We start from the raw sequence: 22,878 nt of genomic DNA on the forward strand, positions 1-22,878 counted from the left end.
ATGAGCCCCAAAAACCTCTGCCTGTCCCTCACCTCGCTGTGTTTGCTGGCAGGCGCCGACGCAGCACTGGCCGAAGACTGGACCTACAGCCTCAAAGCCGGCGTGGCCAATCTGCCGCGCTACAGCGGCAGTGACGAGCGCATGACTGCCCCGGTGTTCGGCGGCGCCATTGTCAGCCCCTGGGGAATTTTCCTCGATACCGACAAGGGCCTGGGCTGGGGCTACGAAGGCAACGCCTTGAGTTTCAGTGCGTATGTCGGCGCCAGCGCATCGCGCAAGGACAAGAACGAATCCCTGCACTTGGGCTCCAAGCGCCTCAAGGGCATGGGCGAAATCAAGTCACGCCCGCAACTGGGCGTGAGTGCCCACTACAATCTCGGCGGCGCCATTGTCGGCGCGACCCTGGAACACGCCCTCAAGGAAGATGACCACAAGGACAGCGGCAAGGCGTTCACCCATCTGGAATTGAGTCTGGGCACCACGCTGTACGAGGGGCGTTATGGCTCCGTCGATGCCAGCATCAACAGCCACTTTGGCGACCGTGACTATATGCAGACCTGGTACGGCGTCACTACCGGCCAAGCCGCGCGCAACCGCTTCAAGGCCTACAAGGCCGGTGCCGGCAATATCAGCAATGGCCTGAACCTGGCCTGGAGCCTGCCGATCAGCGAGCACACCGAGTTCTCGACCTTGCTGGATGTGCAGTACCTGGCGGATGAAGCGGGCAAGAGCCCGATTGTGGAGCGACGGTTGCAGACGTCGGTGATGGGCGTGCTGGAATACACGTTCTGATTGGATAGGTGGGAGGGGGCTTGCCCCCGATGGCGGTGCATCAGTCCATATCGCTATCGGGGGCAAGCCCCCTCCCACACTTGGATCTCCATTGAATGTAAAAGCGCTATTCGGCGTACGCCCAGGTCATCCGGAACGACGCGCCGCCCCATTCCGAATCCTGCACTTGCACCTGGCCGCCGTGCCACTGCGACACCCGCTGCACCAGTGCCAGGCCCAGGCCGAAGCCACCGGTGCGACGGTCGCGGCTGTCGTCCAGGCGCATGAAGGGCTGGAAGATCTTCGAGCGGCCTTCCTCCGGCACGCCTGGGCCGTCATCACACACCCGCACTTCATAGCCACTGCCGAACTTGACCAGCGACACTTCCACACGCCGCTCGGCATACCGAATGGCATTGCGCAGCAAGTTGATCACCGCCCGCGCCATAAAACGCGGTTCGATCTGGATGTAGTCCACTTCGCAGGTGCGCAACGACAACTGGATACCGGCGGCTTCGGCCTCCAGCGCCACGCTGCCGATCACACTGTCGAGCCAACTGTGGGCCTCGATGCGCTCGCGGGTGACCTGGGTGGCGCCGCGCTCCAGGCTGGCGTAGGTGAGCAGTTCGGAGACCATTTCTTCCAGCTCGCCCAGGTCGGCATACATGTCGGCAATCAGTTCGCCGCGCAGACGCGGGTCGACTTGTTGCTTGAGCTGGTCGAGTTCGAACGACAGGCGCGCAATCGGCGTGCGCAGCTCGTGGGACACGGCGTTGGTCAGTTCGCGCTGGTTGGCGATCAGGCTTTCGATGCGTTCGGCCATCTGATTGAAGTGCCCCGCCAGCTCGCGCACGGTGGAACGGCGCGGCAGCAGGATGCGTGAACCGAGGTCGTTGTCACCGAAGCGTTGTGCGGCCAGGCGAATATGCTCCAGGTCGCGCCAGTGTGGGCGTACCCAGAAATACAGAACGATCGCCAGGCACACCCCGAGAAAACCATAGGCCCACAGGTAGAGCCACTTGGGCTCTTCCGGCAGTTTGATTTCCAGCAACTGCGGGCCACCGTCAATGCTGGCGAGGAACTCCATGAAATCACCGCGCACCACCAGCAAGTCAGCGGCCAGCAGTTGTGTCTCGCGTTCGGTGAGCGCCTGGGTGTCCTTCTGGACCAACCTCAAATGCAGCCCATAATGGGGCTGCAACTCGGCCAGCCGGGCCTGGCGTTGCTCGGCGCCGAGCGGACGCAGCTGCTCCACCAGGGCATACGCCGGGCCGCGCAAGGCTTCGCGGTTATAGGTTTCGTTGGCTTCGGGCAGCAGCTCGTCGAAGGTGTAGTTGACCAGCCAGATCGCCCCCGCCAGACCGAGGGCCAGGATCACATACAGGCGCAGAAACAGCCGCAGCATTTAAGCCTCCCACGCGAACGGGTTGAACAGGTAGCCCTTGCCCCAGATGGTCTTGATGCACACCGGTTCACGGGGGTTGTCGTTGAGCTTGCTGCGCAGTTTGCTGATGTACACGTCGACGCTACGGTTGAGGCCGTCGAACGCGATACCGCGCATGCGGTTGAGGATGTCATCGCGGGACAGGATCGTGCCTGAGTTGCTGGCCAGCAGCCATAACAGCTCGAACTCCATGGTGGTCAGATCGATCTTGTCATCCCCCAGGCTGACCCCCCGGCAACTGCGATCGATGGCCAACCGCCCGAACGCCAGGGCACCGCGCACCGTCGGCTCCGGGGCCTGGCGCCGTTGCAGGGCACGCAGGCGCGCCAGCAGCACGGGCGGCTTGATCGGTTTGATCACATAATCGTCGGCACCGGACTCCAGTCCCAGGATGTGGTCCAGGTCATCTTCCTTGGCCGTCAGGATCACAATCGGCGTGTCAGATACCGTGCGGATCCCACGGCACACATGCAGGCCACTCTGGCCAGGCAGCATCAGGTCCAGCACGACGATCTTCGGCTTGAACGCCAGGAACGCTGCAAGGGCCTCATCGCCCCGGTGCTCCACGCGCACCTCGAAGCCATGCTGCGCCAGGAAGTGCGCGATCAGCCCCGCGAGTTTTTCGTCGTCTTCAACGAGCAAGACCTTGCCCAGCCCCAGGTTTTCCATAAGTTCTCAGTGTGCAGACGCAGATTGAAGAGCGGGCATTATAAGTGGCAAGCTGCCCAACTTAAGCAACTGGCCAGCCGTTGCCGACGAAGCTTCATGCTTTTAAGAGTTTTTAACAAATACCCCGCACTCTTTAACGCCAGCCACAGGGAGTTGTATGCGCAAGGATTACCTGGCGTTCTTTGTTTCGCTGTTCCTCTCGCGGTTGGCGGACCAGATCCTGCTATTCATCGTGCCCCTGATCGTATTCCAGACCACGCAGAGTGTAGCCTGGGCCGGGCTGGCGTTCTTCGTCGAGTCGCTACCGCGTTACCTGGCGTTCCCGGTGTGTGGCGCCTTGTGCGATAAATTCGCGCCAGTGCGCCTGCTGCAGATCAGCCAGGTTTACCGGGCGCTGGCGTGTGTGCTCGCGGTGGTCTTGCATGGGGTGTTCGATGGCCTCTACTGGATTGTCCTGCTCTCGGCGTTGTGCGGGGTGCTGACGACCCAGGGCATCATGGCGCGGGAAGTGCTGATGCCGCACATCTTCGCGCACTACAGCTACGCCAAGACCCTCTCCTACTCGCAGATCGCCGACCAGAGCGGGCTGGTGCTGGGGCCGCTGGTGGCGGCGCTGATGCTGGAAGTCTGGGCCTGGCATTGGGTGGTGCTGGGGGTGGCCGGATTGTTTGTACTGGCCGACCTGGCGATGCGCGCGTGGCAACGCTCCAGCACGGCGCACCTGGAAACCTTCGAACAGCATCAGGATATCTGGCTACAACCCCTGAAGATTGCGTTCGGGCATATCCGCAGCCTGCCGGACTTGAAACGGATCATCACCCTGGCCGTGGGGGTGAACCTGATCATTGGCGTCACCCTGGCCACATCGGCGGCGATGGTCACCGGCCACTTTGCAGCAGACAAGGACGCCTATGCCCTGCTGCAGGCAGCGGGTGCACTGGTGACCATCGGCATTCTGTTTTATCTGGCCCGGGCCGGCCTGCCGTTGAAAGTGCTGGGTGGCTTGTCGTATTCGATGATCGGGGTGGGGGCGTTGATCATGGCCGCAAGCCCCGGCGTATGGCTGTATGCCGTGGGTTTCCTGCTGGTGACCGGCTTCGACAAGATGTTCAACGTCTACCTGCGCAGCACCCGCCAGCGGGTGATCCCCGCGCAGGACTTCGGCAAGACCGTGGGCGTGATCACCCTGCTCAACAACCTGCCGCAACCCTTGGCGGGTCTCGCGGTGGCGTTGCTGGCGGCGCCGCTGGGGACGCAGGCGGTGATCCTGCTGTTGGCCGGGATCGCCGCATTGCTCGGTGTGGCCGTGGCCTCAGGCTGGCACGCCACTGTGAAAGCGGAACTCGATGTCGGGTGACTCGATCAGGCCCTGCTCGGTCGCCCTGACCCGCTCGATCACCTGGGCGATGTCCTTGGCGTCGCCGTACTGGTACGCCAGCTTCAGGTAACCCTGGAAGTGCCGCGCCTCGCTCTTCAGCAGCCCGAAATAGAACTTGCCTAGTTCTTCGTCCAAATGCGGCACCAGGGCTTCGAAACGCTCGCAACTGCGCGCTTCGATAAAGGCGCCGACCACCAGGGTGTCCACCAGTTTCACCGGTTCATGGCTGCGCACCACTTTGCGCAAGCCCGAGGCATAGCGCCCGGCATGCAGCTGGCGCAGCTCGATCTTGCGCTTTTTCATCAGGCGCATGACCTGCTCGTGATGCACCAGCTCCTCGCGGGCCAGGCGCGACATGATGTTGATCAGGTCGACATGGCTGTAGTACTTGGCGATCAGGCTCAGGGCGGTGCTGGCGGCTTTGAATTCGCAGTTCTTGTGGTCGATCAGCAGGGTTTCCTGATCGGCCAGCGCGGCCTGGACCCAGGCATCAGGGGTGCGGCAACCGAGGAATTCGTGGATTTCTGGCAGGTTCATCGGGCTCACGGGCAAAAGGATCACAAAAGGCCGGCGATTATACCGACCCCGCCGCAGACCACCAGCCACCGGCCTTGATGTGCATCAACATGACGTGCGCGCGCCAGCAACTATAGTTGTTCCAGGCCCCGCCCTTTTTATGGAGATCCCGATCATGCAAGCCATCCGCAGCATTCTGGTGGTCATCGAACCCGAACATTCGGAAAGCCTGGCCCTCAAGCGCGCCAAGCTGATCGCCGGGGTCACCGACGCACACCTGCACTTGCTGGTCTGCGACAAGAAGCATGAGCACTCGGCGCTGCTGGCGCTGCTCAAGGCGGGACTGCAGGAAGACGGCTACCACGTCAGCACCGAGCAGGCATGGAATACCAGCCTGCATGAAACCATTATCGACGTGCAGCAGGCCGAAGGCTGCGGGCTGGTGATCAAACAGCATTTCCCGGACAGTCCACTGAAAAAAGCCCTGCTGACGCCGGCGGACTGGAAGCTGCTGCGCTATTGCCCGAGCGCGGTATTGCTGGTCAAGACGTCTACACCCTGGACCGGCGGAAAGATCCTGGCGGCGATCGACGTAGGCAATACCGATGGCGAACACCGTTCGCTGCACAACTCGATCATTGACCATGGCTTTGATATCGCCAACCTGGCCAAGGCGCAGTTGCATGTGATCAGCGCACATCCGTCACCGATGCTGTCGGCGGCGGACCCGACGTTCCAACTCAAGGAAACCATCGAGGCGCGGTATCGCGAGCAATGCAGGACGTTCCAGGCTGAGTTCGATGTGGATGACAAGCACCTGCATATTGAAGAAGGCCCTGCCGATGTACTGATCCCCTACCTTGCCCACCAATTGCCGGCGGCGGTCACCATCATCGGCACCGTGGGGCGCACAGGTCTTTCCGGGGCGCTGATCGGTAACACCGCAGAGGTGGTGCTGGATGCCCTGGAGAGTGATGTGCTGGTGCTGAAACCTGACGAAGTGATGGACCGTCTGGTGGAGCAGGCCACCAAGGCCTGATGCCGACCTTTCAAACAATGAAGATAAAAAGTGGGAGGGGGCTTGCCCCCGATGAGGGTGTGTCAGTTGATAAATCCCGGGCTGACACACTGCCATCGGGGGCAAGCCCCCTCCCACGGGGTTATCCGTTGTCAGGTGGAAAACACATCGCGCAGGAGACCCGGCGCGATATAGCGCTGGTAATGCGCCTCGGACAGGATAAAGAACTCACGGTCAATCGCATCGCGCAGGTCCGGCAACGGCCAATCGCGAAATTCCGGTAATAGCACCATCCCATACGCCTCCAGGTTGGAAATCACCCGCGCGCCCCGGGCGATCAACTGGTAGGCCCAGCAGTACTCGGACTGGTGCGGCACGAAGCGGATCTTGCGCTGTTCCAGCTGGCCGCGCAGGGTCTTGGGGTCGAAGACCTCCAGTTTGCCGGCCATCACCTGCACCAACAGCTGCTCCAATCGCAGCCAGACCGCGCGTTTTTCTTCCTCGTTATAGCCATTCCACTGGATCACTTCGTGGTGGAAGCGCTTGCAGCCACGGCACACCAGATCGCCGTAAACCGTGGAGCACAGGCCGACGCAGGGGGTCTTGATGGTTTGGTTGGACATGGGTAACGACACGCAGATCAGCAAAACAATGCGCCATGTTAGCCCTTTGTCTAAGCGTGATCACCCAGCAAACTTGGTCAGGCAACTTACCTTTAGAAATTTTTTGCCGTAGAATCATCCGGCCTTGTAAGGCGCCAATAATCCGCTGGAAGCTGTTTTCAAAGCGTCACGAGCACAGTCGTTCCTTCAGAACGGTGTTGGCGCGGGCCCTGACTCGGTAGGTCAAAGCCCTCGCCAACCCTCATCAGCTCCGTTCTGCAGGCGTAAAACTTTGAAAGCAGCTTCTGTGAGGAATGCCGGCAGCGCTGGCTTTGCGGCCCAAAAAGCCCCCGAGCGCATGCGTGCCGTTCATTTCTGGATGAGCGTCCCGTGGGACCACTGATGAGGGTAATAACTGTGCTTGAAGCCTACCGCAAACATATCGAAGAGCGCGCAGCCCTGGGTATTGTTCCCCAGCCGCTTAACGCCGAACAAACCGCAGGCCTGGTCGAGCTGCTGAAAAATCCTCCGGCTGGCGAAGAAGAATTCCTCGTTGACCTGATCACCAACCGCATTCCACCAGGCGTTGACGAAGCTGCCTACGTCAAGGCCGGTTTCCTGTCTGCCCTGGCCAAGGGCGAAGCCACTTCCCCCCTGATCGACAAGAAACGCGCCGTTGAACTGCTTGGCACCATGCAAGGCGGCTACAACATCGTGACCCTGGTCGAGCTGCTGGACGACGCCACACTGGCTCCCGTCGCCGCCGCCCAACTCAAGCACACCCTGCTGATGTTCGATGCGTTCCACGACGTGGCCGAAAAAGCCAAGAACGGCAACGAACACGCCAAAGCCGTGATCCAGTCCTGGGCTGACGGCGAGTGGTTCCGCAACCGCCCTACCCTGGCCGACAAGATCAGCCTGCGCGTATTCAAGGTGACCGGCGAAACCAATACCGACGACCTGTCCCCTGCGCCGGATGCCTGGTCCCGTCCCGACATCCCACTGCACGCCCTGGCCATGCTGAAAATGGCCCGTGAAGGCATTGTGCCGGACGAGCAAGGCAAGACCGGCCCGATGAAGCAGATCGAAGAAATGCGCGGCCAGGGCTTCCCGATCGCCTACGTCGGTGACGTGGTCGGTACCGGTTCCTCGCGTAAATCCGCGACCAACTCCGTACTGTGGTTCTTCGGCGACGACGTTCCGTACGTGCCGAACAAGCGCGCTGGCGGCTTCTGCTTCGGCAGCAAGATCGCCCCGATCTTCTACAACACCATGGAAGATGCCGGCGCACTGCCCATCGAATTCGACGTTTCCAACATCAACATGGGCGACGTGATCGACCTGTACCCGCATGCTGGCAAGGTCTGCAAACACGGCACCGACGAAGTCATCACCACCTTCGAAATGAAGACTCCGGTGCTGTTGGACGAAGTCCGCGCCGGTGGCCGTATCCCGCTGATCATCGGTCGCGGCCTGACCGACAAGGCCCGTGCCGAGCTGGGCCTGGGCCCAACCGACCTGTTCAAGCTGCCTGAAGCGCCTGTCGACACCGGCAAAGGCTTCACCCTGGCGCAGAAAATGGTCGGCAAGGCGTGCGGCCTGCCAGAAGGCAAAGGCGTTCGTCCTGGCACCTACTGCGAACCGAAGATGACCACCGTGGGTTCCCAGGACACCACCGGTCCGATGACCCGTGACGAACTGAAAGACCTGGCGTGCCTGGGCTTCTCGACCGACCTGGTAATGCAGTCGTTCTGCCACACCGCGGCCTATCCAAAGCCGATCGACGTGACCACCCACCACACCCTGCCTGACTTCATCATGACCCGTGGCGGTGTATCGCTGCGTCCAGGCGACGGCATCATCCACAGCTGGCTGAACCGCATGCTGCTGCCGGACACCGTGGGTACCGGTGGTGACTCCCACACCCGTTTCCCGATGGGCATTTCGTTCCCGGCCGGTTCCGGTCTGGTTGCGTTCGCCGCAGCCACTGGCGTGATGCCACTGGACATGCCGGAATCGATCCTGGTGCGCTTCAAAGGCAAGATGAAGCCTGGCATCACCCTACGTGACCTGGTTCATGCCATTCCTTACTACGCGATCCAGTCGGGTCTGCTGACTGTAGAGAAGAAAGGCAAGAAGAACGCCTTCTCCGGCCGCATCCTGGAAATCGAAGGCCTGAACGACCTGACGCTGGAACAGGCTTTCGAGCTGTCCGACGCCTCGGCTGAACGTTCGGCTGCCGGTTGCACCATCAAGCTGTCGAAAGAGTCGATCACCGAATACCTGAACTCCAACATCACCCTGCTGCGCTGGATGATCGGTGAAGGCTATGGCGATGCACGCACCCTGGAACGTCGCGCCCAAGCGATGGAAGCCTGGGTCAAGAACCCTGAGCTGATGGAAGCCGATGCCGACGCGGAATACGCCGAAATCATCGAGATCGACCTGGCCGACATCAACGAGCCGATCCTCTGCGCACCGAACGACCCGGACGATGCCCGCCTGCTGTCGAGCGTTGCCGGCGAGAAGATCGACGAAGTGTTCATCGGTTCGTGCATGACCAACATCGGTCACTTCCGTGCGGCCGGCAAGCTGCTGGAGCAGGTCAAGGGTCAGCTGCCAACCCGTCTGTGGCTGTCGCCGCCGACCAAGATGGACGCTCACCAACTGACCGAAGAAGGCTACTACGGCATCTACGGCAAGGCTGGCGCGCGCATGGAAATGCCGGGCTGCTCGCTGTGCATGGGTAACCAGGCACGTGTTGAGCCGAATTCGACCGTGGTGTCGACGTCGACCCGTAACTTCCCGAACCGTCTGGGTGACGGCGCCAACGTCTACCTGGCTTCGGCCGAGCTGGCAGCGGTAGCTTCTACCCTGGGTCGCCTGCCGACCGTCGAAGAGTACATGGGCTACGCAGCGAAACTGGACACCATGGCCAGTGACGTCTACCGCTACCTGAACTTCGACCAGATCGCCGAGTTCCGCAAGATCGCAGCAAGCGCCAACATCCCGGTGATTCAAGCCTAAGGTGTTGATGTGAAAAAACGCCGCGTATCGTGAGGTACGCGGCGTTTTTTATGCCTGGAATGCAGTACAAATGTGGGAGGGGGCTTGCCCCCGATAGCAGTGGGTCAGCCAATAAATCCGGCACTGAGACACCGCGATCGGGGGCAAGCCCCCTCCCACATTTTTACCGCGTCAGGTTTAAGCGAAGAACGAATAGACCACCGCAGTAATCGCCACCAGGCCAACCGCCGTGACGAACACATTGGACGCCTGCCCCCGGTACTTGGCCATGACCGGCACCTTGCGAATGGCATACATCGGCATCAGGAACAGAATCGAAGCAATGATCGGACCGCCCAGCGCCTCGATCATGCCGAGGATGCTCGGGTTCAACGTCGCCACGATCCAGCACACCACCAGCATGAACGCCGCCGTCATGCGGTCCAGACGCTTGGCCTGCGGACGACGACCCGTCTTCAGCACCAGGCCCTTGAGACCTTCACTGGCGCCGATGTAATGGCCCAGGAACGACTTGGCAATCGCCACGAACGCAATCAACGGCGCTGCGAACTCGATGGTCGGGTTATTGAAGTGGTTGGCCAGGTACGACAGGATCGACAGGTTCTGCGCCTTCGCTTCGGCCAGTTGCGCCGGCGACAGGGTCAGCACGCAGCTGAATACGAAGAACAGCACCATCACCACCATCAACAGGTGCGCGCGGGACAGGATCTGCGAGCTGCGCTCATCGGCGTGGGCGCCGTACTGGCGCTTCTGGTCCACCGCAAAGGCCGAGATGATCGGCGAATGGTTGAACGAGAACACCATCACCGGGATCGCCAGCCACAACGTGTTGAGCAGTGCGGACGGTGCGGGGATGACGCTGGCGGTGCTGAGGATGCCGCCGTTCCAGTGCGGAATCAGGTACACCGCCAGGAACAGCAACGCGACGATGAACGGATACACCATCAGGCTCATGGCCTTGACGATCACTTGCTCGCCGCAACGCACCACGGCCAGCAGGCCGAGGATCAGCACGAACGACAGGATCGCCCGGGGCGGTGGCGCAATGTGCAATTGGTGTTCCATAAAGCTGCCGACCGTGTTGGTCAACGCCACGCTGTAAATCAGCAGGATCGGGAAGATGGCGAAGAAGTACAGCAAGGTGATCAGCGCGCCGGCCTTGATGCCGAAGTGTTCTTCCACCACGTCGGTGATGTCGGAACCTTCACGGCCGGACAGCACGAAGCGGGTCAGGCCACGGTGGGCGAAGAAGGTCATCGGGAACGCCAGCAGCGCCAGGATCACCAGGGGCCAGAAGCCGCCCAGGCCCGCGTTGATCGGCAAGAACAGCGTACCGGCGCCAATGGCGGTACCGAACAGGCCAAGCATCCAGGTGGTGTCCTGGCGGCTCCAGCTTGTGAGGGTTGCAGGTGTCGTTGCATAGCGTTCGTCGACGCTATTGGCCTGATCATTCATCCGGTCGGATCTCCGCATTTACACGGCCGGGACGAGTCAGAAAAACCTGACAGGCAGCGCCCCGACCATAGAAGGGGCCGGATTGTCCGGGATTCTTCTGAAGAAGCAAAGACTTAGCTGAGGAACGGTGGTGCGGTGCAAGCCCGCAGGGGCGGCTGTAGACGGCGGTTTTCGGGGCCTGTGGCTGAAGGCAGAATATACATTCCCGTACCAATCTATTTTAGAATCACGGCTGTTACTGTAGTTTTCACACAACGCCCGCCGCTTATCCAGAGAGCCCCGCCATGCCTCGCGTCTCCCGCAAACAAGCCGATCTCAACCGCGAAATCATCGTCGAGGCCGCCACGCACCTGTTTCGTGAGCGCGGACTGCACGGTATCAGCCTGTCAGACGTGATGGCTGCTGCCGGCCTGACCCACGGCGGATTCTACGGGCACTTCGCCTCCAAGGAAGCCCTGGCCACCGAAGCCTGCCAACAGGCATTCGAGCACGCCAACCTGGGCTGGCAGGCCAAAATCGAGCACAGCGACGATCAACAGGCCGCGCGCCAGGCGGTGCTGGGGCCCTACCTGACCGCCACCCACCGCGACAACCCCGGCGACGGCTGCCCGGTCTCGGCTTTCGCCCCGGACATGTGCCATGAACCGGCCGATACCGCTTTGCAGCGCACGTTTATAGAAGGCGTTGAAAAGTCCCTGGAGATCTTCGCCCAACTCGAGGACGGTGACCGTCAAGCCATGCTGGCCCAGTACGCAATGATGGTGGGCGCAGTGACCCTGGCACGTGCGACACGGGGCAATAGCCTGTCGGACGAGTTCCTGAAGGCTGCAAGAAATGCCCTCCTGCCCGTTGACAGCCCTTCCCACGTCCCGGCATGACCAGGCCATGAACTTTTTCCGGTTCGTCCCTCACCCGTACCACCACGACCGCTTCCGGCGGTGGGCAAGCGCAGTCGAGACCCGCTTCTGACCGCACAAATACCGCATACTCCTCCCCTCAAACCCTTCAGGAAGAGCCTTCCGATGACCGCCACTGTTCTGGTCCTGGTTGAAACCATCAACGAATACCTGCCCATCATCGAGGGCAATGACTTTCATGTGATCCTCGCGCCGACACCCGCCGAACGCGCCGAAGCCATCAAGGCCCACGGCAGCCAGATCAAGGCGGTGCTGACCCGTGGTCCGCTGGGCTTGTACGCCGAGGAAATCGCCGCCCTGCCCCTGCTGGAAATCATCTGCGTGATCGGCGCCGGCTACGAACACGTCGACCTGCAGGCCGCCAGCAATCGCGGGATCGTGGTCACCAACGGCGCCGGGGTGAATGCGCCGTCGGTGGCCGATCACGCCATGGCGTTGCTGCTGGCGCTGGTGCGCGGCATCCCGCAGACCGACGCTGCGGTGCGTCGCAACGAATGGCCCAAAGTGATGCGCCCGTCCCTGGGCGGCAAGCAATTGGGCATTCTCGGGTTGGGCGCCGTAGGTATGGAGATCGCCAAGCGCGCCGCCCTGGGGTTCGGCATGCAAGTGAGCTATCACAACCGCCAGCCCCGTGACGATGTGGACTACACCTACTGCGCCACCGCCGTTGAACTGGCGCGGACCTCGGACTTCCTGATCCTGGCCACGCCGGGCGGTGCCAGCACCCGCCACCTGATCGACCGCCACGCCCTGGATGCCCTGGGGCCGAATGGCTACCTGGTCAATATCGGTCGTGGCAGCGTGGTGGTCACCGCCGACCTGGTCGCCGCCCTGGAGCAGCGTCGCATCGGTGGCGCCGCGCTGGATGTGTTCGACGATGAGCCCAAGGTGCCCGACGCGCTCAAGAAACTCGGCAATACCGTGCTCACCTCCCACGTGGCCGGGCTGTCGCCGGAAGCGGCCCATGACACCGTGCAGCGCGTGGCCGACAACCTGGTGGAGTACTTTGCCGGCCGCCCGGTGCTCACTCCGGTTGCCCTGCCCCCGCCTACGAAATGACCGATCAGGCACGCTGATCATCCTCCAACACGCTAACCTATTAAGCCGCCCCGACCTTGTCGCTGGGCGGTTGTGCGCATTAGATTAGGAAATAGTCCGAGGCCTTTAGAATAAGCAGAAGGGATAAGCATGGCGCTGAACGACCAATCGACCCAGATTCGCCCAGGCGAAGAGCTTGATGCCAGCCTGATCGATCCCTACCTCAAGGCCCATATCCCGGGCCTGGACGGCACGCCCAGGATCAGCCAGTTTCCCGGTGGCGCGTCGAACCTGACCTACCTGTTGGAATACCCCGGCCAGGAATTCGTGCTGCGTCGCCCACCCTTTGGCCACAAGGCCAAGTCCGCCCATGACATGGGCCGCGAATACCGCATTCTCAACCAGCTCAAGGACGGTTTCCCCTATTGCCCCAAGGCCTATGTGCATTGCACTGACGAGTCGGTGATCGGTGCCGAGTTCTATGTGATGGAGCGCGTCAACGGCATCATCCTGCGCTCCGACCTGCCGCCCGAACTGGGCCTGGATGCGACCAGGACCGAGGCGTTGTGCAAAAGCTTCATCGACAAGTTCGTGGAACTGCACCAGGTGGACTACCACGCCTGCGGCCTGGCCGACCTGGGCAAGCCCGACGGCTACGTGGCGCGCCAGATCCGCGGCTGGAGCGACCGCTACGAAAAGGCCCTGACCCCCGACGCACCAAGCTGGGAAGCCGTACGCGCCTGGCTCGACGACAAGATGCCGGCCGATCACCCCACGTCCAGCATCGTGCACAACGACTACCGCTTCGATAACGTGATCCTCGACCCGCACAACCCGATGCAGATCATCGGCGTGCTGGACTGGGAACTGACCACCCTCGGCGACCCGCTGATGGACCTGGGCAACACCCTCGCCTACTGGATCGAAGCGGCGGACCCGGCGCCGGTGCAGTTGATGCGCCGCCAGCCGAGCAACGCCCCCGGCATGCTCACTCGCCGTGAGTTCGTCGACTATTACGCCGAACGCTCGGGCATCCAGATCGACAATTTCGACTTCTACTACACCTACGGCCTGTTCCGCCTGGCCGGCATCGTGCAGCAGATCTACTACCGTTTCTTCCATGGCCAGACCCAGGACAAACGCTTTGCGCAGTTCATTCACATGAACAAGCTGCTCGAGCAGATGAGCCTGAACGTCATCAGCAAATCGTCCCTTTAAGGAACCGCTATGTCCAAGACCCACCTGTTCGACCTCGATGGCAAGATCGCATTCGTTTCCGGCGCCAGCCGTGGCATCGGCGAGGCCATCGCCAAGTTGCTGGCCCAGCAAGGCGCCCACGTGATCGTCTCCAGCCGCAAGCTGGAAGGCTGCCAGCACGTCGCCGATGCGATCATCGCCGGCGGCGGAAAGGCCACGGCCGTGGCCTGCCATATCGGTGAAATGGAGCAGATCACCCAGGTGTTCGCCGGTATCCGCGAGCAGTTCGGCCGCCTGGATATCCTGGTCAACAACGCCGCGACCAACCCGCAGTTCTGCAACGTGCTGGACACCGACCTCGGTGCGTTCCAGAAGACCGTGGACGTGAACATCCGTGGCTACTTCTTCATGTCCGTGGAAGCCGGCAAGCTGATGCGCGAGAACGGCGGCGGCAGCATCATCAACGTCGCCTCGATCAACGGGATCTCGCCGGGTGTGTTCCAGGGCATCTACTCGGTGACCAAGGCCGCCGTGATCAACATGACCAAGGTGTTCGCCAAGGAATGTGCGGCGTTCGGCATTCGCTGCAACGCCCTGCTGCCGGGCCTGACCGACACCAAGTTCGCCTCGGCCCTGGTCAAGAACGACTCGATCCTGAAAATGGCCCTGGCCCAGATCCCGCTCAAGCGTGTGGCCGAGCCGAGCGAGATGGCCGGTGCAGTGTTGTTCCTGGCCAGTGACGCGTCCAGCTACACCACGGGCGTATCACTGAATGTGGATGGTGGTTTCCTGTCCTGAGTGCCCGCGTGAGGGCGAGCATGCTCGCTCTCACCGCCACGTGACGCGGACTTAGACATCGATCAAGCTCATATCGATCTTGAACAGGATGAGCTTGCCCTCCTGGGTCGTCACCCCTAGCAATTTGAATAATTGCCCGCGAGTCAAAGCCTCTGAGACAGCCCTTGCAGCTGGCGTTGAGGCGTCCGACAACGCCAATACATTGCTAACCCACCGGTCTGTCATCTGCCGTGCGTGGGAAGTCCATCCTAAACTGACGTCACCGAGCTCACCCGCTCTGGCTGAACTGACATGTTTGGCCTCCAAGATGTAGATATGCCCGGCCGGACCTTCGAACACCCGATCCAGACCGTTCTGCCCGCCGCCGTATGTTCCTCCTGCCAGCAACGTGTAGCCGTCCTCCGTCAGTCGGGCCTCATACATTCGCTCGTTCAGATCGCCTTTTGCCTTATTGTCCTTGGCGTCGCGCTTTTGTTTCCAGGCATTCAGCAACTGATCCTCTGCCGGCGAGCGCGTTCTGTCCGGATAGCAAAGCCGCATCTCTCGACTGACGCGTGTCATGTTGAAGCTGGCGTTTTCCGAACACCCAACCGTTGCCAGCCCTTGAAACGCATCAAACACCGGCATTCCCGGCGGCAACGGCAGGCCCGCTGCCTTTGCTGAATAGATCGAAGTGAGACAGTCATAGGGGTAACCATTGCGCCAAATGTAGTCATCAACAAGGGCCCCCTTGTGCCCAACCGGTGCTAGGCGAATGGTCGAATCAGTGCTTACTATTTGCCGCAAATAGCTCTGCATGTAGGTATAGACACGCCGATCAAGGCTGTTATTGACCAGGTCAACCGGACCAGCCAGCCCGATATACCCCATGTCATTCCGCCCCAACTGAAACAAGCCCACGACGTTATCAACGGACATCATCGGGACCCACGTGTCAGACGCGCCCCCCATCTCTATAAGGATATCGGGCGCACCCAGACCACGGCTGTCCAGGATCTTCCAGCGTAGTTGGCGGCTATCGAACTCCACACGGCAAAAATCGGTTCCAACGGGAAGGAAATGCCTTCCATCGTTCAAGCGATACAAACCGTTGGATTCAACACGACCTGCGGTGGTGAGATGGCCTCTGGCATTGACTGAAAACAGGGTGGGCGGCGCAGAGGGAACCGCGCCTGATGAGTTTCCAAAATTTACGTCAATGAAATATCGCTCATCCCCCATCATCACTGGCCTTTTCCCAGGGAACGTAACAGCACGGTTCACAGCACTGCTCACTTGAAGCGTATAGCGGTTGAAGTGCCAATCCGGATCGATACGCGTAGCACTCGCCAAGCTCACATTATTCATCGCATGGGTAAGGGATGGTGTCGAGGCGCTGTGACTTATTGAGGCGCTGGATGAGCTATGACTGATGCTCGGTGATGAGCCAGAAGACGACCCGCCAGGTGAGCTGCTGCGCCACGTGCCGGTGTGGGCCGTCCAATGAAGCGCAGGACCACGGGCCAGGCGCGAGCCCGGTGGCCGTTCATGCCACTCCCCTGTGCTCGGGTCCCGCACGACCGGAACAGTGCTCCCATCATCCAAGTTAATGAACGTACGCGACTCGTACTCCCGCAATCCGGTGGCAGGGTCCGGAGCAGGTAACGGGTCGCCCTCGGGAGCGATCAACGCGCCGTGGGGCGCAGGGGGCGCAGTCTGCAGGTTCGTGACGCTGCTGTAGCTTGCGCTCTGGTGCCCGTGGGAGTCTTCTACCTCGACCAGGACAGCCTCTGGCGGCCTGGGACCCGAGGCAAAATCGATTGAAGAAAATGAGGTACGAGCGTGTGGCGCCCCACCGCTTGGCCGACCGACACCACGCCCTGGAACCCAAGTCGCGGAAGGTGAAGTGAATTGCTTCATAGAATATCCTTAGACTATGTTTTACATGAGGCACACTTAAACAAATGACCATTAATACCGAAGCCCGCTATGGCCTTGATTCTAAATACTCAACTGATCAGATATAACTTCCCGAGTGTTGTCCGCGCCCACCCGCCAACAGTCAGCAATAACATCATAATAAATATCGCCCGGCGCCCCATCCGCCATACTTATTCCTTTGACCAAGACAGTGGGCGTAAATACCGAACTGCGTTGCCGACACTGCCTTAACATTTTCAATACTCCCTGCACAGAATGGGTCGGCGTGGCAGCCACGCTAAACAAAAATACTTTATTGATATCCAACCTGACATCAAAACAAGCTCCACTTTTTGCGTAGATCCTTATGTTCTCCACGGGGATATCCGGATTGTTGTTCATGGGAACCCGCACCAAGGCACTGCCGATGCTGATATGCCCCGAGCTCACAATGATGTTATCCAGGTCAATGTCCTCCACCAACCCGGCGCACATCAGATTCCAGGTCGATGCATCAGAGACTTTATCGGCAGCACCAGGCGTTGAGAGCGCAATGATTGCCCAAGAAGTCAAATGCACGTCATATATCCCCCCGGCGCCGCTCAGGTTACAGGCGGACTGATGGGGCGGCTCATTCAACTCGATTCGTTGTGATTGAGCGGTCAGATGGATGTTCTTGGCCTGACGCGGTCTGAAAAACGGGTAGTGGCCGCGCCTCAGTACCCGTGAGGGCATGCCATCCATGAATTTGTACCCTGGGCGTGCGTGATCGTTTACATAAGATTGCAGGGGCGCCAGCAAACGATAAGAAACGCCATCGCGCATCACCACACAGTATTCTGCGCTTACTTTGAGAGAGCTCCCTTGCAATGCGCCACCGAGACTGGTCCACACACCCACTTGTTGCGCAGCGTACTTCATCAGGCACACCGCTCGACCATTGCCCATGATGAATTTTATCTGCGCGCCACTGTAATCCAGATAATCAAAATTACTGACGCGTCGAGTAGTAACTTCATAGGCCGTGTAAACATTGGCAATTTCCGAGCTGTCGTAATCGATATAAAGACAGCATCGAGTGCCTTCTTTACAGGCTGATGCATCAATGACCGTTGTACCGTAACCGCGACTGACGAAATAATCACAATTACCTGCGCCCACGCTAATGGACTGCCCCGGCCCTAGAATAGTGGGAGCCGTGAAAGGAGCCGGCGGCACGATGACCTCCATGCTCACCTGAGCATCGCCTTGTGTGTCCAGCTCATCAGCCAGCAAGGGCATCAATCGATAACCGTCCACAGTCAAAAAGCTGAACAGCCTGTTGACCACGTAACGCTTGTTTTCGCGCAGCGCATAGACGTCCTTAAGGGTGACCGAAGGCCCCGGTAATTCACCGTCACGGCCGAAGACACAGGCCATCTTCAGATCATTCCCCGCGATCCACCAACGCTGAATGCGACTAAAGGCCCACTTCAAAAGAATCAGACTGTTCTGTTGGCCATCCTCCTCAATCACCACCGTGTTCGCAGTCTCAGCAATCTCAAAGTAATCCGCGCCCGCTCCCCCCTTGACGTTGGCGTTACCCCGCTGAATCAGCACCTGGTCATCACCAGCCTGGGCGTCGACCTCGTCCTGGTAACCGCTCAGGACAAATCGATTGGCGTCATTGCTACCCGTCGCCACACTGGAGGCGCCAGCCAGGGTCGATAGGTTTTCAACCCCCAACAACCCCATGGTGTTAATGCCGTTACGCGAGTTATCAGTAATCAAATGCACAGTGCCTGCCCCCAGGTTCACGTTAAACCCCAGTTCGGCTCGCCCCTGCAGGTCTCCGACGAAACTCAGCGTGTTGACTCCACCCGCACCAATCAACGTTGAGGCGCCTGTCTGCTCACCCTCGACTGAAAAAGTGTGCGGTGATACATCGAATATAAACTCATCGTCCTCGCTTCCGCCCACCAGGTACTTCCTGCCTTCTGAACAGCGGAAGTGGTTCGGGCTGGCCGGCACGCCCAGCACGGTGTCATTACCGCCACCCAGCAGCCATAACACGCCTTTTTCGGGACCTTTGACGCCCCAGTCGGCCTCAGGCAACGACTCAAGGGCGCCCTGCTTGCGCGCATCGAAATAGTCATCAACCTCACGAATGACCGGTTCGCGGGCCTCCTTGTAAGCGCTTTCTCCGGCAGCCTCATCCCACTGATATTTCCAATGTCGAGTCGTTTGCAAATGGACTTCAAATCGACCATTGACGACGGCCTGCACACTGTCCTTCAACTCGCCGTCCAGCAACGAACGGGCCTGTGCCCTGAGGCTTTGTGCGTAGGTACTGTGGGTTCGACTGATCTTGTAGCGATCCAGCACGCTCTCATCCAGCTCGACGCCGATAAACGAGAACCAGCCGGTACGCAGCCGTTCGTGGGTACTCAGCTCGATGTAATCATCGATGTCATCCACCACGCGGGCCGCGGCGTAGACCCGCGCACCGATGATCAACAACGCCGAAGCGACCAGCCCCAAAGGGCCAGCCGCACTGAACCCGGCCAACGTGGCGACCCCAAGGACAATACTCAACGTGGCACCGGCAAGACTGAAACCCGCCTCGACGTAGTGGTCCTGCGCCACCTTGCCTTCGGTTTGCAGCGCCTTCTTAAAGGCAATGACCGCTTGGCCAATATCGAAGGGCAAGGTCAATATCGACGCGATCAACCCTGCCCCGCGCTGCAAGCGCAACCCGGCATTGGAGGCACGAAAGCCACCGTAGGCCAAATGGGCAGCACTCATCATCTTCGTGCCCGCACGCTCCAGTGCCAACTCCAGCCCCAAGGAAATAACCTCGGCAGAGAAGGCGCCCCCCTCAAACAACAAGTCGCCGGTGTCTCCTGTGCGGATCGCTTCGCCGATCCCGCGTATTGCGCTGTAGAAACCGTAAAGCTGAAGACCCGTACCCAAAGACTGATAGCTGCCACTTCTAACTTTGTCGGCCCAACCTGGCAGGCTGTCCACGGCACTCACGTCGTTAAGGTTGACTTTCTGTACCGAGCGCAACAGCCGGTCGAGCTTGTTGAGCGTGACATCTGACGCGTCGTTTCGATCCAGCAAGGGCGGTGCCCACTCCGAGCGCAACGATGCCAACTCAAACAACACGTTGGTGACCACGCCCGCCGCTTCACCGTCGACAGCCGTCAGATGCCTGGTAAGGTGATGGGGAGAAAACGTGAGCTGATCGATAAATCCCTGGTCCGCCTGCATGATGTTCAAGCGTTGCGCAGGTAGAGGAACTCCCCCTATCTGCGCCCCCATCTCGTCCAGCACGTGACGGTGAACGACTCTCTCGCCTATGCGCAACGGCCCGTGAGCCTCATCCAGTGCCATCAGCGCCTGCTGACGTACCCCGCTCTCGTGTCGAGGGACTTCCATACCCAGCACTCCAGTATTATCAGCGCCGGCAATCACTGCCCGCCGTGCATCGATACTGAGGTTTTGCTGCGACCTGACTGAGGTGCATACGTAAAGCCTGGGGAATCACCGTCAATTGCGCGGCAGCTGGCGAAACCCAACCGCCAGGCGGTTCCAGCCGCTGATGGTGGATACGGCCATCGTCAGGTCCACCGCTTCCTGCTCGGTGAACGCTTCGCGCAGCTTGTGATAGACCGCGTCGGGCACATCGGATGTCGCCAGGGTCGTGATCGAGTCGATCCAGGCCAGTGCGGCCTTTTCGCGAGGAGTGAAAAACGGTGATTCGCGCCACACACATAACGCCAGCAGCCGGCGCGGGGTTTCCCCCCGGCTCAACGCAGCCTGACCATGCATGTCCGCGCAAAACGCGCAGTGATTGAGCTGGGAGACGCGAATCCGGACGAGTTCCAACAGTTCTTGTTCAATGGACAGGCTGAACAAGGTTGCCTCCAACATCAGCATGCCCTTGATAGCCAGCGGTGAGGCGGTGTAGTAATCCAGGCGAGGTTCCATGGGCAGTTTCTCCGAAGTGGCATCCCAGCCTAAAACCCTTACGGCATGAGCCCTATAGCCAATCGCGCGGTTTATCGAGAAACCATTTTGAGCGGGCCGCGTGAGCGCATAACCTTGGCGCAGATCGTAGTTTTGGGAAAACTCATGGAACTGCACGTGGTGATCAACGGTCGCAAGGACCTCGCCGAACAGTTGTACCAGCAACTGCGCGATGCCATCCGCTCCGGGCGCCTGGCCGCCGGCGCGCAACTGCCGCCAAGCCGTTTGCTTGCCGAACAATTGGGCGTGTCGCGCAAGACCGTGTCCGACACCTACGCCACGTTGACCTATGAAGGCCTGCTGGTGGGCAAGATTGGCCGTGGCACCTTCGTCAATGCGTGGGCGCCACAGACGAATCGCGTGCAAACCGCCACCGACCTGGCCTGCGCCGCCAACCTGGCGAAATGGCAGGCACTGCCCTCGCCCATGCGTCATCCCACCCGCGACAGCACCTTGCGCTACGAATTTATCGGCGGTGCAACCAGCCGCCACCAGTTCCCCCTGGATGAATGGCGCCGCTGCACCCAGGACGCGCTGCGGCGCATTGCCCAGAACAGTGGCTTCTACAGCCAACCCGAAGGCTTGCCGGCGCTGCGCAGCGCAATCGCCGGGCACATCGCGTTCTCCCGTGGCGTCAACTGCCGCGACAGCGACATCGTTGTCACCAACGGCGCGCAACAGGCGCTGGACCTGATTGCCCGCGTGGTGCTGGAACCGGGCAGCGTTGTGGCGATGGAAGACCCCGGCTACAGCCCCGCCCGCCAGATGTTCATGGCGGTGGGCGCCCAGGTCGCCAGCGTGCCGGTGGATGAACAGGGCATCCGGGTCGACCTGATTCCCGACGGCACACGGCTGATCTATGTGACGCCCTCCCACCAGTTCCCCCTGGGCATGCCCATGAGCCTGGCGCGTCGTGAAGCCTTGCTGGCGCGGGCGTTCGAGCTGGGCGCGATCATTATCGAGGACGATTACGACAGCGAATTCCGCTATGAGGGGCGGCCCACCGACTCGCTGCAAAGCCTGGACACCCGTGGTGTGGTGACCTATGTGGGCACCTTCTCGAAAACCCTGCTGCCCGAGTTGCGCCTGGGCTACGCAGTGCTGCCGCCGGCGATCTACGGCGCGGTGCTCAAGGCCAAGCAATTGACCGACCAGCACAGCTCCACCCTGCCCCAGTGGGCGTTGGCCAAGTTCATCAGCGAGGGCTACCTGCTCAAGCACATCCGCCGCTGCCACACGATCTACGCCGGGCGCCGCGAGCGGATCCTGCAGCGCCTGGCGGGGGATCTGTCGCCGTGGTTCGAAGCGGTGCCGACCGTGGCCGGGTTCCACATGGCGGCGCTGTGCAAGGTGCCGGTGGACATGCCGCTGCTGATGGAGCTCGCGCGCCAGGCAGAAGTGGGCTTGTATCCCCTGGATGTGTTCTTCCACGATGCGCCGGTACGTCCAGGCCTGATCATCGGCTTCGGTGCCATCGAGGCCCTGGACATCGACCCGGCGCTGGATACGGTCCGCGATATTCTCCAGCAGATTGGCTAGCGGATTTTCCGCCGGATTGGTCATTGGTCACTCAGGCCCCGCGGCGTAGGGTGAAGAGGTCTCGAACTACTCGGAAACCTCATCATGAAACGACTGCTCGCCGCCTCCCTGATGCTCGCCTCGCTCAGCGCCTTTGCTCACGAACCGGTGTACAACCAGGAGTCGATCAAGGTCCTGCAGGAGCATGCGCTGGCCAATGTCCCGGGCAAGAAAACCCTCATGCTCACCGTCGATTACGCCCCCGGGCAGGCCACCGTGCCCCACAGCCACACCGGCACCGCCGTCGCCTATGTGCTGGAAGGCGCGATCACTTCACGGGTGAATGACGAGCCCACGAAAACCTACAAGGTCGGCGAGTCGTTCTACGAGCCAGCGGGTTCCCGCCACTTTGAATCGAGCAATGCCAGCCAGACCGAGCCGGCCAGGTTGCTGGTGGTGATGGTGCTGGATGACAAGGCCGAAGTGCTTACCCCTCTGCCCAAGTAACCCACCACGCCACAAATCAGGAAGGTGGGAGGGGGCTTGCCCCCGATAGCAGAGTGTCAGCCAATGAATCTGCTACTGATACGCCGCCATCGGGGGCAAGCCCCCTCCCACAT

General features: G+C 60.6%; 18 protein-coding genes. 10 read left to right on the plus strand and 8 right to left on the minus strand.

All coding sequences use genetic code 11. The features are described from left to right. Positions 1–792: a MipA/OmpV family protein gene (locus BM017_RS11495; protein WP_092244425.1), complete on the plus strand. Its 792-nt coding sequence runs from the start codon at positions 1–3 to the stop codon at positions 790–792. A 106-nt stretch (positions 793–898) separates the two neighbouring features. Here the strand turns inward: BM017_RS11495 and BM017_RS11500 are convergent, their stop codons facing one another. Together BM017_RS11500 and BM017_RS11505 are read right to left on the minus strand one after the other, a co-directional pair. Continuing rightward, the gene (locus BM017_RS11500) at positions 899–2,176 is read right to left on the minus strand and encodes an ATP-binding protein (protein WP_092244127.1); all 1,278 of its coding nucleotides are present in this window, start codon (positions 2,174–2,176) and stop codon (positions 899–901) included. Continuing rightward, positions 2,177–2,884, minus strand: coding sequence for a winged helix-turn-helix domain-containing protein (locus tag BM017_RS11505; RefSeq protein WP_092244131.1), 708 nt, complete (start codon positions 2,882–2,884; stop codon positions 2,177–2,179). A 157-nt stretch (positions 2,885–3,041) separates the two neighbouring features. Here BM017_RS11505 and BM017_RS11510 point away from each other — a divergent pair, with 157 nt between their 5' ends. Next, complete coding sequence (locus BM017_RS11510) at positions 3,042–4,241, plus strand: MFS transporter (RefSeq protein WP_071487931.1); 1,200 nt, start codon at positions 3,042–3,044, stop codon at positions 4,239–4,241. Here BM017_RS11510 and BM017_RS11515 read toward each other — a convergent pair. Next, positions 4,197–4,799, minus strand: coding sequence for a MiaE family protein (locus BM017_RS11515; RefSeq protein ID WP_092244134.1), 603 nt, complete (start codon positions 4,797–4,799; stop codon positions 4,197–4,199). The two genes, BM017_RS11510 and BM017_RS11515, sit on opposite strands and share 45 nt — an antisense overlap. Before the next feature lie 154 nt (positions 4,800–4,953). Here BM017_RS11515 and BM017_RS11520 point away from each other — a divergent pair, with 154 nt between their 5' ends. After that, positions 4,954–5,817: a universal stress protein gene (locus tag BM017_RS11520; RefSeq protein ID WP_092244137.1), complete on the plus strand. Its 864-nt coding sequence runs from the start codon at positions 4,954–4,956 to the stop codon at positions 5,815–5,817. Between the two features lie 131 nt (positions 5,818–5,948). On the opposite strand, the gene BM017_RS11525 is transcribed toward BM017_RS11520, so the two are convergent. Next, positions 5,949–6,419 (minus strand): DUF1289 domain-containing protein, encoded by a 471-nt coding sequence (locus tag BM017_RS11525; protein ID WP_092244140.1) that lies wholly within the window; start codon positions 6,417–6,419, stop codon positions 5,949–5,951. A 396-nt stretch (positions 6,420–6,815) separates the two neighbouring features. Between BM017_RS11525 and acnB the strand changes: the two genes are divergently transcribed. After that, complete coding sequence (acnB, locus tag BM017_RS11530) at positions 6,816–9,425, plus strand: bifunctional aconitate hydratase 2/2-methylisocitrate dehydratase (RefSeq protein ID WP_092244144.1); 2,610 nt, start codon at positions 6,816–6,818, stop codon at positions 9,423–9,425. Positions 9,426–9,602: 177 nt separating this feature from the next. Here the strand turns inward: acnB and BM017_RS11535 are convergent, their stop codons facing one another. Next, positions 9,603–10,880 (minus strand): serine/threonine transporter, encoded by a 1,278-nt coding sequence (locus BM017_RS11535; protein WP_092244147.1) that lies wholly within the window; start codon positions 10,878–10,880, stop codon positions 9,603–9,605. Between the two features lie 284 nt (positions 10,881–11,164). Between BM017_RS11535 and BM017_RS11540 the strand changes: the two genes are divergently transcribed. From BM017_RS11540 to BM017_RS11555, 4 genes are all read left to right on the plus strand, one after another. Next, positions 11,165–11,758, plus strand: a complete 594-nt coding sequence (locus BM017_RS11540) for a TetR/AcrR family transcriptional regulator (RefSeq protein WP_092244150.1) — start codon at positions 11,165–11,167, stop codon at positions 11,756–11,758. Between the two features lie 144 nt (positions 11,759–11,902). Continuing rightward, positions 11,903–12,856: a 2-hydroxyacid dehydrogenase gene (locus BM017_RS11545; RefSeq protein WP_092244153.1), complete on the plus strand. Its 954-nt coding sequence runs from the start codon at positions 11,903–11,905 to the stop codon at positions 12,854–12,856. A 129-nt stretch (positions 12,857–12,985) separates the two neighbouring features. Then, entirely contained in the window at positions 12,986–14,053 is a 1,068-nt protein-coding gene (locus tag BM017_RS11550; RefSeq protein WP_092244157.1) for a phosphotransferase family protein, read from the plus strand. A gap of 9 nt (positions 14,054–14,062) precedes the next feature. Further along, positions 14,063–14,830 carry an SDR family oxidoreductase gene (locus tag BM017_RS11555; protein ID WP_092244160.1) on the plus strand — a complete coding sequence of 256 codons (768 nt, stop codon included), beginning with the start codon at positions 14,063–14,065 and terminating at the stop codon, positions 14,828–14,830. A 51-nt stretch (positions 14,831–14,881) separates the two neighbouring features. Here BM017_RS11555 and BM017_RS11560 read toward each other — a convergent pair whose 3' ends face one another. The 3 genes from BM017_RS11560 to BM017_RS11570 all read right to left on the minus strand — a co-directional run bounded on the left by BM017_RS11560 (position 14,882) and on the right by BM017_RS11570 (position 20,701). Next, positions 14,882–16,093, minus strand: coding sequence for a hypothetical protein (locus BM017_RS11560; RefSeq protein ID WP_139216853.1), 1,212 nt, complete (start codon positions 16,091–16,093; stop codon positions 14,882–14,884). 717 nt (positions 16,094–16,810) lie between these two features. Beyond that, positions 16,811–20,149: a calcium-binding protein gene (locus BM017_RS11565; protein WP_092244166.1), complete on the minus strand. Its 3,339-nt coding sequence runs from the start codon at positions 20,147–20,149 to the stop codon at positions 16,811–16,813. A gap of 111 nt (positions 20,150–20,260) precedes the next feature. After that, on the minus strand, positions 20,261–20,701 hold the full coding sequence (locus tag BM017_RS11570; protein WP_092244169.1) for a carboxymuconolactone decarboxylase family protein: 441 nt from the start codon (positions 20,699–20,701) through the stop codon (positions 20,261–20,263). Positions 20,702–20,845: 144 nt separating this feature from the next. Between BM017_RS11570 and BM017_RS11575 the strand changes: the two genes are divergently transcribed. Further along, positions 20,846–22,279, plus strand: coding sequence for a MocR-like pyridoxine biosynthesis transcription factor PdxR (locus BM017_RS11575; RefSeq protein ID WP_092244172.1), 1,434 nt, complete (start codon positions 20,846–20,848; stop codon positions 22,277–22,279). Between the two features lie 84 nt (positions 22,280–22,363). After that, positions 22,364–22,765 carry a cupin domain-containing protein gene (locus BM017_RS11580; RefSeq protein ID WP_092244175.1) on the plus strand — a complete coding sequence of 134 codons (402 nt, stop codon included), beginning with the start codon at positions 22,364–22,366 and terminating at the stop codon, positions 22,763–22,765. The last annotated feature ends 113 nt before the right edge of the window (positions 22,766–22,878 follow it).

Origin of the sequence: Pseudomonas sp. NFPP04 (assembly GCF_900113815.1) — a bacterium.
In the GTDB taxonomy this organism is placed as follows: Bacteria; Pseudomonadota; Gammaproteobacteria; order Pseudomonadales; family Pseudomonadaceae; genus Aquipseudomonas; species Aquipseudomonas extremorientalis.